This window comes from Collinsella sp. HCP28S3_G2 (assembly GCF_052065125.1).
Lineage (GTDB): Bacteria > Actinomycetota > Coriobacteriia > Coriobacteriales > Coriobacteriaceae > Collinsella.
In genome coordinates this window covers 17,598-31,045 of the sequence record NZ_JBQHUO010000006.1, presented here as the reverse complement: position 1 = coordinate 31,045, position 13,448 = coordinate 17,598, and the positions used below count along the sequence as shown (strand labels likewise).

7 protein-coding genes are annotated in these 13,448 nt (G+C 58.9%); all 7 read left to right on the top strand.

Features of this window, described 5'->3' with window-relative positions; all coding sequences use genetic code 11:
* The first annotated feature begins 186 nt into the window (after nt 1-186).
* Nucleotides 187-2,211: a molecular chaperone HtpG gene (gene htpG / locus ACTNB2_RS04935; RefSeq protein WP_441042483.1), complete on the top strand. Its 2,025-nt coding sequence runs from the start codon at nt 187-189 to the stop codon at nt 2,209-2,211.
* A gap of 482 nt (nt 2,212-2,693) precedes the next feature.
* A complete protein-coding gene (locus ACTNB2_RS04930; protein ID WP_441045722.1) occupies nt 2,694-5,510 on the top strand; it encodes a YhgE/Pip family protein in 2,817 nt (938 codons plus the stop codon).
* Entirely contained in the window at nt 5,511-7,700 is a 2,190-nt protein-coding gene (locus ACTNB2_RS04925; protein WP_441042485.1) for a YhgE/Pip family protein, read from the top strand.
* A 339-nt stretch (nt 7,701-8,039) separates the two neighbouring features.
* Nucleotides 8,040-9,023, top strand: coding sequence for a DMT family transporter (locus tag ACTNB2_RS04920; protein WP_441042486.1), 984 nt, complete (start codon nt 8,040-8,042; stop codon nt 9,021-9,023).
* A 116-nt stretch (nt 9,024-9,139) separates the two neighbouring features.
* Nucleotides 9,140-10,438: a M20 family metallopeptidase gene (locus ACTNB2_RS04915; protein WP_441044832.1), complete on the top strand. Its 1,299-nt coding sequence runs from the start codon at nt 9,140-9,142 to the stop codon at nt 10,436-10,438.
* A gap of 3 nt (nt 10,439-10,441) precedes the next feature.
* Nucleotides 10,442-11,746, top strand: a complete 1,305-nt coding sequence (locus ACTNB2_RS04910) for an MFS transporter (protein ID WP_441042506.1) — start codon at nt 10,442-10,444, stop codon at nt 11,744-11,746.
* Nucleotides 11,747-12,054: 308 nt separating this feature from the next.
* The gene (gene hisS, locus ACTNB2_RS04905; RefSeq protein WP_427729192.1) at nt 12,055-13,368 is read left to right on the top strand and encodes a histidine--tRNA ligase; all 1,314 of its coding nucleotides are present in this window, start codon (nt 12,055-12,057) and stop codon (nt 13,366-13,368) included.
* The last annotated feature ends 80 nt before the right edge of the window (nt 13,369-13,448 follow it).

Sequence of the window (13,448 nt, the reverse complement as noted above, 5' to 3'; positions counted from 1 at the left end):
TCGACAGTTGGGGACACTCCTCGGCAATTGGCGCATCGGAGTGCTCGGACATACAGTTTTTCGATTCCGCATGTATATATGCGCGCTAATGGGTTATAAAATCTAAGTCTGAACATAGCAGGTCTGCGATACGGCTCGGGTAACCGGGCTGTTTTTGCGGACGGGGGTAGCGCGAAAGGACTGCACATGCGTCAATTTAAGACCGAGAGCAAAAAGTTGCTCGACCTCATGATCAACTCCATCTACACCAACAAGGAAATCTTCCTGCGCGAGCTTATTTCTAACGCGAGCGACGCCGTCGACAAGCTCAACTTTAAGAGCCTGCAGGATCCGAGCGTCAAGCTCGACCAGGGCGACCTGGCTATTCGCGTCTCCTTTGATAAAGACGCCCGCACCATTACCATCTCGGATAACGGCATTGGCATGACCGCCGAGGAGCTCGAGCGCAACCTGGGCACCATCGCCCATTCCGGCTCCGAGGAGTTTAAGACCGAGAACGCCGAGCAGCAGGGTTCGGATGTCGACATCATCGGTCAGTTTGGCGTGGGCTTCTACTCGGCCTTTATGGTCGCCAGCCACGTGAAGGTGGTCAGCCGCGCTTATGGCGAGGATGTCGCCCATGTGTGGGAATCCGACGGTCTTGAGGGCTATACCATCGAGGACGGCGAGCGCGCCGAGCACGGCACCGATGTCATCCTGACGCTGCGCGAGAACGAGAAGCTCGACGCCGATGGCGAGGCCGAGACCTACGATCGCTTCCTGACCGAGTGGGGCCTCAAGAGCCTGATTCAGCAGTACAGCAACTATGTGCGCTACCCGATCCAAATGATGGTCTCCAAGAGCCGCCAGAAACCCAAGCCCGAGGACGCGCCGGAGGATTACAAGCCCGAGTACGAGGACTACCAGGAGCTCGAGACCGTTAACTCCATGACGCCGATCTGGAAGAAGCGCAGCTCCGATGTTGAGCAGAAGGACTATGACGAGTTCTACAAGTCTACGTTCCACGACTTTGACGATCCTGCGCGCACCATCAGCTTCCACGCCGAGGGTACGCTCGAGTACGACGCCCTGCTGTTTGTGCCGGGCCGCGCGCCGTTCGATTTGTACAGCAAGGACTACGAGAAGGGCCTGGCGCTCTACAGCTCCAACGTCCTGATCATGGAGAAGTGCGACGACCTGCTTCCCGACTACTATAACTTTGTCCGCGGCGTCGTGGATTCCGCCGACGTGTCGCTCAACATCTCGCGCGAGACGCTGCAGCAGAACCGTCAGCTTAAGGCTATCGCCAAGCGTGTGGAAAAGAAGATTACCGCCGACCTTGAGGATATGCGTGACAACGACCGCGAGGCCTACGAGAAGTTCTTTGAAAACTTTGGCCGTGGCCTTAAGTACGGCATCTATTCGAGCTATGGCATGAAGGCCGATGAGCTCGCCGACCTGCTGCTGTTCTGGTCTGCCAAGGAGCAGAAGATGATTACCCTGGCCGAGTATGCCAAGGGCATGCCCGAAGATCAGAAGGCCATCTACTACGCCGCCGGCGACTCGCGTGAGCGCTTGACCAAGATGCCCGTGGTAAAGGGCGTACTCGACCGCGGCTATGACGTGCTGCTGCTGACGCAGGATGTGGATGAGTTCACGTTCCAGGCTATGCGTGAGTACGTTGCCGTCGATATGCCCAAGATCTACGAGGACGATGCTGCCCGCGAGGCTGCCGAGAAGGCCGTTGCCGATGGTGCCGAGCCCGAGGTCGAAGATCGTCACCTGGAGCTCAAGAATGTCGCTACCGGCGATCTTGACCTGGCGACCGAGGACGAGAAGAAGGAGGCCGAGGACGCCACTAAGGAGAACGAGGACCTCTTTAGCGCCATGAAGGAGGCACTCGATGACAAGGTCGAGAAGGTCGCTGTCTCTGCGCGCCTGACCGATGCTCCCGCGTGCATCACCACCGAGGGTCCGCTTTCGCTCGAGATGGAGAAGGTGCTTCAGAAGGGTCCCGAGGGTGCGCCCGACGGTATGCCCAAGAGCCAGCGTGTGCTCGAGCTCAACGCCAAGCACCCGGTCTTTGCCAAGCTCGTCGCTGCTCAGAAGGCGGGCGACGCCGACAAGATCAAGCAGTACTCCGGCCTGCTCTATGACCAGGCCCTGCTCGTCGAGGGTATTTTTCCCGAGGACCCCGTTGCCTTCGCGGCGGCTGTCTGCGAGCTTATGTAATTGGTTCCGCCGTTCTGCCGAACGGCGGAACGGCTCGACGCTGCCCTCAGTTCCGCCGTTCTAACGAACCTATTGGTTCTGCCGTTCTAACGAACGGCAGACCGGTCGACGCTGCAAACGCCCCTAAGCGGCAATCTGACGTTCAATCGTCGGTCGCGTACCGAAGTACGCTTCCCTCCTCTTTCACGTCACCTTGCTCGCTTAGGGGCGTTTTCGCTGACTTATGCTCAACCAGCGACGCTTTCGTGATCCTAAGTAGTCATTGGGGGCGTTCTTGTTTGACTGGTCGTTTAAGAACGTTCCTAATGACTAAAGAACGTCCCCGATGACTAGTTGGGTTGCTAATTTGTGCGGGTTGTGGTTTTGGGAGCTGCGGGAATTTAAGATACTGTACAACTGTACGTTAACTCATCTTCGTAGTATATTGCTACCCGCAAAACTCAATACCATTGTGCATCGAGACGTTAAAACGCCTTCGTACAATGGTTATCGATAGTACGATTCGATTCAACGACAGGATGGATGGTCCAAGCGTGAGTCTCGGCAGCAAACTATCCGATGCAAAGGTCTCCTTTGCGATATTTAAGCGCGACATTAAGCGACTGCTTGTGAATCCCGTCGCCTTGGTGGTTACCATCGGCGTGTGCGTTATTCCCTCGCTGTATGCCTGGTACAACATCGTGGCAAACTGGGATCCGTACGGAAACACCCAGGGTATCAAGATTGCCATCGCCAACAACGATCAGGGCACCCAAAACGACTTGGTGGGCGAGCTCAACGCGGGCGATAAGGTCGTCGATCAGCTCAAGGAGAACGATCGGCTGGGCTGGACCTTCGTCGATTCGGCGGCCGATGCTAAAGAGGGCGTCGAGAGCGGTGAGTACTATGCGGCCATCGTAATCCCCAAGAACTTCTCGGATAACCTGGTTTCGATGCTCGACGGCAACTACCATCAGCCCAAGCTTACGTACTACGTCAATGAGAAGAAGAGCGCTATTGCGCCCAAGGTTACCGACACCGGTGCAAGCACCATCGAGGAGCAGATCAACTCGGAATTTGTCTCCACGGCGGGCGAGACTGTTGCCGGTATCGCCAAGGATGCCGGAGTCGATTTAAAGGACAAGGCAACCCAGACCCAGGATTCGCTGGCAAGTTCGGTGTCCGAAGCATCCGATACCTTGGGCGAGGTGCGTGGTTCGATTGGCGACATGAATGCCGCCATCGATAAGACGAGTGGTTCCATTGCCTCGGCAGATGCAGCACTTGACGGTCTACAGGGTCAGGCGCCGTCGCTGACGCAGGCGATCTCCCAGGGCAACGACCTGCTGGGCGAGGCGCGCGCCACGGCGGGTAATTCCATCACCTCGCTCTCCAAGGCGCTCTCGGAAGGCAGCCTTGCGCTCACCAAGACGTCAGCCTCCGCGAACGCTGCGATTGGCAAGCTGACGGGCACGGTCACATCTACGACCACCCGTATCGACAACTCGCTTGAGTCTCTCCAGGCGACGATCGACCACAATAAGGCCGTTATCGGGCACTTGGAAATTCTCGTTAATGACATGTCGACAGGTTCCGAGGAAATTGACGCGCGCATTGTATCGACCATCGATTTGCTCCGCGAGCAGAATGAAAAGCTTCAGAGCATCAAGGATAGTCTGTCTGCGCAGTCGAGCGCCATGGCGAATGACGCCGCGGCTGTCTCGGGTGCCAGCGACGCTATCAATAACGCAATCCAGACCGGTGCGACTAACCTTGGCCAGGCCCAGACGGACCTGGGTCAAAACGCGCTGCCGAAGGCCTCGAGCGCGCTTGATTCATTTGCCGCCGTCTCGGGTGATCTGACGGGAATCGTGTCTGGCCTCACGCCTGCTATTGCAAGTGCGCGCGGTACACTTTCGCAACTCAACGCTACGCTCGGTCAGGCCAAGACCACGTTGTCCCAGACCGATGCCTCGCTTGCCAAGGTCCAGGACAAGCTCGCAACCGCCGCCAACGACATTGCGGCGATGCAGACCTCCGAGTCCATGGGCGAGCTGGCTGAACTGATGGGTGTCGACGTCAATGACGTGGCAGACTTTATGGCATCTCCCGTAGAGCTGACTTCCAAGTCAATTTTCCCGGTCAAGAGCTTTGGCTCGGGCATCGCTCCCTTCTATACCAATCTGGCGCTTTGGGTGGGCGGCTACGTGCTTATCGCTATCTACAAGCTCGAGGTCGACCGCGAAGGCATCGGCAGCTTTACCGCGCGTCAGGGCTACTTTGGCCGCTGGCTGCTACTGGTGATCCTGGGCGCGTTCCAGGCCATTATCGTTACGGTAGGCGATCTGGTGATTGGCGTGCAGTGCGTCAGCCCGCTGCTGTTCGTGCTGGGCGGCATCGCCATTTCGTTCACCTACGTCAATATCATCTATGCGCTGTCCACCACGTTTAAGCATATCGGCAAGGCGATCGGCGTCATTCTGGTTATCGTGCAGATTCCGGGCTCTTCGGGCATGTACCCCATCGAGATGATGCCCGGCTTCTTCCAGTGGTTGCATCCGCTGCTGCCCTTTACCTACGGCATCAATCTGCTGCGCGAGACGGTCGGCGGCATGTATTCGTTCAACTACCTGTTTAACCTGTGCATTCTGGGCGTGTTCTTGATCGTGGCGCTCTTTATCGGCCTGCAGCTGCGTCCGCTGCTGCTCAACCTTAACCTGCTCTTTGATAAACAGCTTTCCACGACCGGTATGATGATTTGCGAGTCCAACGACCTGCCGCGCCAGCGCTACTCGCTGCGCACGGCCATGCGTGTCATGCTCGATTCCGATTCGTACCGTCGCGAACTGCTCGATCATGCGGTCGCCTTTGAACATCGCTACCCGTACTACATCAAGGGCGGTTTTGCCGCCGTGGTGGGCGTTCAGGTCCTGCTCTTTGTCCTGTCGACGGTTCTCGATATCGACAATAACGGCAAGATCATCCTGCTTGTCATTTGGATCATCTCGGTTATTGCCATCTGCGGCTGGCTTATCAATATCGAATATATCCGCGCGAGCCTCAATACCCAGATGCGCATCTCGGCGCTTTCGGATGAGGACTTGCGTCGCGAGATGCGCGAACACACGGCCGCCATTCCTGCCGCCCGCCACATGTTTGGCCTCAACGCCAGCGAGCGTGGCGCCAAGGGCGGCGATCAGTCCACGGGCCGCTTGCCGCATATAGGATCGCACCATAAATCTCAGGGCAGCGACAGCACAGCCACAAATGATGGAGATACCACCGCGCTTGGCAAGCACTCCAAAGGAGGTGAGGCATAAATGAAGAACATCCTGCATCTGTTTAAGCGCGATGTCCAAAACGTGTCTCGCTCCGTGATCGGCCTGATTGTCGTGATGGGCCTCATTATCGTGCCGTGTCTGTACGCGTGGTTTAACATCGCCGGCAGCTGGGATCCGTACGGCAACACCGGCAATCTTAAGATTGCCGTGGTCAACACCGACGAGGGCTACGAGAGCGATCTGATTCCCGTCGAGGTCAACGTGGGCGAAAACGTAACCGCCACCCTGCGCGGCAACGAGAACTTCGACTGGGTTGTCCTCAACGACCGCGATAAGGCGATCGAGGGCGTTAAGTCGGGCGCGTACTACGCTGCCGTCGTTATCCCTAAAACGTTTAGCGCCGACATGATGACGCTTTTCTCGACTGAGGTGAAGCACGCCGATATCGAGTTTTACGAGAACCAGAAGGCCAACGCCATCGCGCAGATCGTGACCGAGAAGGGTTCGAACGCCGTTCAAAGCCAGGTTAACGAAACTTTTACCGAGACCATTACGAGCATCGGTCTTAAGACGGTGTCCAGCCTGCTCGATTACATGAGCACCGACCAGGTCAGCAACTTTATCGCCAACCTGTCCTCGACGCTCGGCGATTCGGTCCAGGACCTGCAGGGCGTTCAGGCCAGCGCAACGTCGCTTGCGGGCATTTTGAGCTCCACGTCCGATTCGCTGACGTCGGCGAGCGGTATGCTCCAGCAGACGGGTACCGTCGATGAGTCGACCAAGCAGTTGATGGAACACGCCAAGAGCGGCATCAATGATTCCAAGGAAGCGCTCAAGGCCGCCAACGATGCCGTTGACGCGGCGATTGACGGAAGCGCGGGCTCGTTCGACAATGTGTCTGCCGAGCTCGCGAAGGCGTTCGACACCGCAAACCAGCATGTGGACCTTACGGTGTCCCAGCTCAACGATGCCGCGGCGGCGCTCAATACACGTGCCGACGATATCGACGCCACGGCCGACCAGCTCCGCGGCTTTGCCGAGCAGGTCAGTGACGAAAAGCTCCAGGAGAGCCTTAAGTCTGTAGCAACATCGCTGGGCAGGATCGCGGTGGAGTATCGCAACAACGCCAAGGACCTGACGGCAACTGCTAAGTCCCTTTCTGACAGCATGGCAGAGGTCAACAGCACGCGTGCCGAGGTCGATCAGGCCATCGCCGATGCCAAGGCCGGCATTGCGGGCGCCAAATCCGATTACGATTCCACGTTCTCGGTTAAGGCCAAGGAGCTCAAGAAGACCGTCTCGGGCATTCTAGACTCGCTCGATGGTATCTCGGGCGATTTGGATAGCGCCGTAGACGGCCTGACCGATGCATCCGGTTCGCTGGCAAAGGGCCTCTCCAAGGCTGCAAAGCTGGTCAACAAGGTTTCCGATCAGCTGGGCGAGGCGTCGGACAAGATCGGCGCGTTTAAGGACGAGCTCGACGGTGCCTTGATGTCGGATGATCTTGCGACGATTAAGACGATGATCGGCAACGATCCCGAGGGTTTGGCCGTGTCGCTTTCCGGCCCCGTCGCGCTCGACCGCAAGCCGGTCTATCCGATCCGCAACTACGGTTCGGCCATGGCGCCGTTCTATACGATTCTGTCGCTGTGGGTGGGTTCGATTGTGCTGGCAGCCATGATGAAGGTCTCGGTCGACGATGAGCTTATCAACGAGCTCATCCCCGTACGCCTGCACGAGATCTATTTGGGCCGCTACTTGTTCTTTGGCGGCTTGGCCTTGCTGCAGGCGACGCTCGTGTGCGCCGGCGATATCTTGTTCTTTGGAATCCAGTGCGACAACCCGCTGCAGTTTGTGTTGGCGGGCTGGATCGCGAGTCTCGTGTTCTCCAATATCGTCTACACGCTTACGGTTTCGTTTGGCGATATCGGCAAGGCGCTCGCTGTCGTGCTGTTGGTCATGCAGGTCGGTGGTTCGGGCGGTACATTCCCCATCGAGATGACCGGCCCCGTGTTCCAGGCGATCTATCCGTTCCTGCCGTTTACCCATGGCATCAATGCCATGCATGCCGCCATGGCTGGCGCCTACCATATGGAGTACTGGGTTGAGCTGGGTATTCTGGCGAGCTATCTGATTCCGTCGCTGGCCCTGGGTGTGGTCTTCCGTCGTCCGGTCATCAAAGCCAACGACTGGATTATCGAAAAGCTGGAGTCGACAAAGCTAATTTAGTGCGGCAACGTTAACGCTGATGTAGCACTAATGCCAGCGAGCGAGCCGCATTTGCGCCAAGGTGACGTGAAATGAAAGGGCGCTGACCTTCTGGTCGCGCCCTTGAAATTGAACGTCAGATTGGCGTGAATGCGGCTCGCGCAGCGTCGGCCGGTCCGCCGGTGGGTAGAACGGCGGAACAAAACGCTTTAGTGGGCTGAATTGCGTGGGCTGCTTGATTGTTGCTACAGTTGCGGGGCGTGCCGGGGGTCCGGCGCGTCCCGTTTTTATTTGACCATGAGGCGGCATGCGGTCGCGCGCGTGCGGACACCACGCCCAGACCGAGCGCGAGGATGCCCTATGGCCCATCATGCCGTTATTGAAATCGATAATATGCCCGATAGCCCTGTAGCCCGCGAAGACCTGGGTGCCGGCGGCGCCTCTCGCGGTGCCGGTGCGCGCTCGCCGCTGTTCTGGAAGGTATTGCTGCTTTCGATAGCGGTCATCTGGGGCTATTCCTTTACCACCATGAAGGACGCGCTCGATACCATTCCGGTGTTCGAGCTGCTCTACATTCGCTTTCTTCCGGCGTCGCTGGTCATGCTTGCCGTCTTCCACAAGCGCATTGTTGCCCATTTCAACGCTCGAAATCTGATTGTTGGACTTGGCATGGGCGCGCTCATGTGGGGTGCCTACGGTTTGCAGACGATTGGCCTGGCGCAGACCACGGCAGGCAAAAGCGCGTTTTTGACGGGCACGTACTGCATCTTGGTTCCGTTTGCGAGCTATGTCCTAAGCGGCGAAAAACTTACCCGTTACAACTTGGGTGCCGCGTTGCTGTGTCTGGCGGGCATTGGCTTGGTGGCGCTTGATAGCGTCGAGTTCAATGTCGGCGATGTTATTACGCTGGGCGGCGCGGTCTTCTTTGCCATCCAGATGGCGGTGGCCGCTAAGTACGGTCGCAAGATGGACATCAACGTCATCACGTTTTGGATGTTTGCGGGCAACGGTGTGCTGTGCCTGATCTCTTCGCTGCCGTTCGAGACCCAGGCGCCTTTATCCGTGTGGACGCCGAGCTTTATTGGCGTGATGGCATTTCTCTCGGTGGGCTGCACATGCGTGGGTTTGCTCATCCAAAACGTGGGTTTGGCGCATGTCCCGGCCTCGACGGGCTCACTACTGCTTTCGATGGAGTCGCCATCGGGCGTGCTGTTCTCGGTGCTGCTGATGGGGGAGGTGCTCACCTCGCGTTTGCTTGCCGGCTTTGCGCTCATCTTCCTGTCGATTATCTTGAGCGAGACGCACTTTGACTTTTTGCGTAAAAAGCCGCGAGCGCGTTTGTAAACAATCTGTTGCGCCGTCCCTCTGGGGCGGCGTTTTTTATGCGTCGCCTTTAAAGTTGTGCCTTGCACTTTAGAGTATGAAAGTGCTTGCTGCTAAAACTTTACTGGAGGGCATCTATGGCACCAGCTCTGTCCGATTTCCAACCACAACCAGCGCTTCAGACCTCAGCGGCGGCGCAAGCCGCCATTGGCGACGGTCTGGTCAAAGAGGCTCAGGCTTTTGCCGATGAGCTTGCCGCATGGCGTCACGATCTGCATCGGATGCCCAAACTCGGTAACGACCTCCCACAGACCTCTGCGTATATCCAAGCGCGCCTGAACGAGATGGACATCCCATTTTCCACGCTCGTCGATGGTTCCTGCGTTGTGGGCCTTGTCGGTGCCGGTGCCGCCGCGGCCCAGGGCAATGGCGTCTGTACGGACGAACAGGCCGGTACGGTCGTTATGCTGCGCGGCGACATGGATGCCCTGCCCGTTGTCGAGGAATCCGGCGAGCCCTTTGCATCTACCAATGGCTGCATGCATGCTTGCGGTCATGATATGCACGCGACGGCGCTGCTTGGTGCGGCGCGCCTGCTCAAGGCTCGCGAGGCTGCGCTTGTCGACGCCAATGCCACCGTCAAGCTGTTGTTCCAGCCGGGCGAGGAGACCTTTGAGGGGGCACGTGCTGCCATCGCCGACGGCTTGCTCGAGAACCCGCGTCCTCAGGCGGCTTTTGCCATGCATGTCAACAGCCAGTCGCCGCTTGGTCTGGTGCTCTACGGCAGCCCGGCGCTTTCGGGTGTGTACGGTTTCCGCATCACGCTGCAGGGCAAGGGCGGCCACGGTTCGAGTCCCGAGATCTGCATCGACCCCATCACGGCAGGCGTGCATGTGCACCTGGCGCTCCAGGAGCTTATCGCTCGCGAGGTGCCGGCGGCCAAGGAGGTCGCGCTCACCGTGGGTAAGTTTGCCGGTGGCCAAGCGGCCAATGTGATTCCCGACACCTGCGTGCTCGAGGGAACATTGCGCGGCTTTGACGTTGAGCTCATGGAGCACCTCAAGACCCGCATCGCGGAGGTGGTCAAAGGCGTTGCCACGACTTATCGTACGCCGGCGACTATCGAGACGCTCTCGGATGTTCCCCCGCTCGTGCTCGATGACGATATGACCCAGGCTTCGCTTGGCTATGTGGGTGCGACGTTGCCCAAGGCCGCCTTCCTGCCTCTGTTCCATGCCATGGCGAGCGAGGACTTTGCGCTTATCTCGAGCGAGATACCGAGCGCGTACTTTACGTTCGGTGCGGCTGTGACCGATACGGACGAGCACTTTGCCCAGCACCATCCCAAGGCACGCTTTAGCGATGCCGAGTTGCCGCTCGGCGCCGCGGCTTATGCGGCGGTCGCCCTGGGCTATATCGCCGACCACAAGGAGTAATCCATGTCCCAGCAGCATAAATTCTTCCCCGGCTGGCTCGTCGTGGCCTCCGGCTTTGTCATCATGGCCACGTGTTACACGATTTTCGTTAACTGCATGAGCCTGTTTCAGCCGCTTATCGTGAGCGACTTGGGCATTTCCCTTGCTCAGTACAACATCTCCAACGCCATCTCAACCGTGGTGAGCGTTGTCGGCTCGCTTGTCATTGGCCATGTTGCCGACAAAGTGAGCGGTCGCATCTTGGGTTCCCTTACCGTTATCGCCACCTCTGCCGTTCTTGCCGGGATGAGCTTTGTCGGTGAGTTGTGGCAGGTCTACGTGCTCTTTGCCGTCTCGGGCTGCTTTGCCGTCGCCTCGACCCGCCTGCTCATTAGTCTTGTTACCGCCAACTGGTTTACGGCCAAGCGAGGTCTTGCGATTTCCATAGCACTTTCGGGCTCGGGCTTTGGAGGCGCTGTTCTTTCTCCCACCGTGAGCTCGCTTATCGTGAGCGTTGGCTGGCGTTCCGCCTTCCTGGTGCTCGCGGCCATCTGCATGGTGGCGGCGCTGCCCATCACGGCCTATTCCTTCCGCACCAAGCCTTCTGAGATAGGCCTTAAGCCGCTCGGCGAGAACCCGGGCGATCCGTCCGTCTCGACAGCTGGCGACAAGGACGAGCACACGGCTCCCGAGGTTAACGTCGGTTGGTCTCGCATCAAGAAGAGCCCGGCGTTTTGGCTGCTTGTCGTCGCCTTTCTCTTTATGGGCCTCGTTAACGGTGCCATCTTGCCCAACCAGGTCACCAACATGACGAGCGTTACCGTCAACGGCGCCAAGATCGTCACGGGCGGTCACGACCCCGTGTGGGCGGGCACTGTGCTTTCGGCCTATATGGTCACCGTCGTTATCGCCAAGATTTCGCTCGGCGTCATTTACGATCGCTTTGGCCTACGTTTTGGCAACGTGTTGGGATCCGTTGCGTGCATTATCGCCTGCGTCGCCCTGTGCTTCCCCGCGACCGATCTTGGTCCCATCGTGGCTGCCGTGAGCTTTGGTGTCGGAACGTGCATGGGCACCATCACGCCCACTATCGCCGCGTCCAAGCAGTTTGGCATGGCCGATCTGGGCAAGGTCACGGGCACCATTACCTCGCTCGAGATGGTCGGCGGCACCGTGGGTGCCATTGTCTCGGGCGTGCTGTTCGATGCCACGGGCTCCTTTGCGAGCACCTGGATCGTGTGCCTGGTGTGTTCTGTGGTCATGTTCGTATTCCTGCTGGCATCCGAGCCCATCGCCGCTAAGCTGCGTGCGAGCGTGGCGGGGGAGTAGACGTCCGTCGCTCTTTTCTGTTCGCCCCGTGTTCTGTCCGTGGCCGCCTTGGAAGCCGAATGGATGCTCGTACCATCATTCGGTTTCCAAGGCGGCCACGGGCATACAAAATGATCCGTTTTCCTCTGTCCCCAACAGATTGTGTGATTCGAGGGGGGGCGGAGGAAAGCGGATCGGCTGCAGCGGCGGCACGTCTGGCCGAACGAGCCCCCATACCCTCGTTCGGTCAGACGCGTCGCCGCGTTTTGTTTTTGTGCCGTATAATGACCACTACCTATGACGCGATACTAAAAGAAAGGTGTTTGCCCATGCAGGCACAGAAGGCGGAGGGAACCCGCGACCTTATCGGCGCCGAGATGCGCGCCTGGCAAAAGATGCAGCGGATCGCTGCCGGCGTGTTCGAGCCGTTTGGCTTTAAGCCCATCGAGACGCCCGCGATCGAGCAGGTGGACGTGTTTGTCCACGGCATCGGCCAGTCGACCGATGTCGTGCGCAAGGAGATGTTCCGCGTGTTTAGCGGCGCCAATCTGGAGCGTGTCTTTACCGAGGGCACCGATGCCAAGCTCAAGCCCAAACAGCGCTTGGCGCTTCGTCCCGAGGGCACTGCCGGCGTGGTGCGCGCCGTCGTGGAGAACAACCTGGTGCCCCAGGGCTCCACGCCGTTTAAGGCCTACTATGCCGAGGCCATGTTCCGCGGCGAGCGCCCCCAGAAGGGCCGCCTGCGTCAGTTCCATCAGGTGGGCATCGAGTGGCTCGGTGCTCCCGATCCGGCTGCGGACGCCGAGTGCATCATTATGCTCATGGAGTTCTACAAGCGTCTGGGCTTCGATCTTTCCAAGCTCCGTCTGCTCATTAACTCGATGGGTGATGCCCAGTGCCGTCCGGCCTATCGCGAGCAGGTCAAGCAGTTCATTCTCGATCACGCCGACGAGATGTGCGATGAGTGCCGCGAGCGCGCCGAGCTCAACCCGCTGCGCGCCTTCGACTGCAAGAACGACCATTGCCGCGAGATCATGGCCGAGGCCCCGCTGATGGGCGACAACCTGTGCGACGAGTGCCGCGAGCACTACGAGCAGGTCAAGCGCTATCTGGATGCCGCCGGCATCGAGTATGTCGAGGATCCCACCCTGGTGCGCGGCCTGGACTACTACACCCGTACCGTCTTTGAGGTCGAGGCCCCCGGCGCCGGCGTCGGCTCCATCGGTGGCGGCGGCCGCTACGACGGCCTGGTCGAGCTCGAGGGCGGCAAGCCCACGGCCGGTGTCGGCTTCGCCGTCGGTTTTGAGCGCGCCCTGCTGGCCCTGCAGGCCTTTGGCAGCGACCTGGGCGCCGATGAGGCTCCGTGTGTCTACGTTGCCAACGCCGGCAAGGAACTGCGTCAGAACGTTTTTGCCATTACGCAGAAGCTTCGCGCCGCAGGCATCGTGACCGAGGCAGACTATCAGGGTCGTTCGCTCAAGGCTCAGTTTAAGCAGGCCGACAAGGTGGGCGCCAAGCTCATTTTGGTCTTGGGCGGCGACGAGCTTGCCGCCGGCAAGGTCAAGGTGCGCGACATGCAGAGCCATGACGAGGTGCTGGTCGATCTGGCCAACGTTGTCGAGGCGGTTCGAGAGCGCCTGTAGGGCATCATTTTGAGCTGCGGGTCCGCTAACGCGTCCCGCTCGCGGCGAACGATTGTTACGGGGGTGTTTCGCTTTTATGC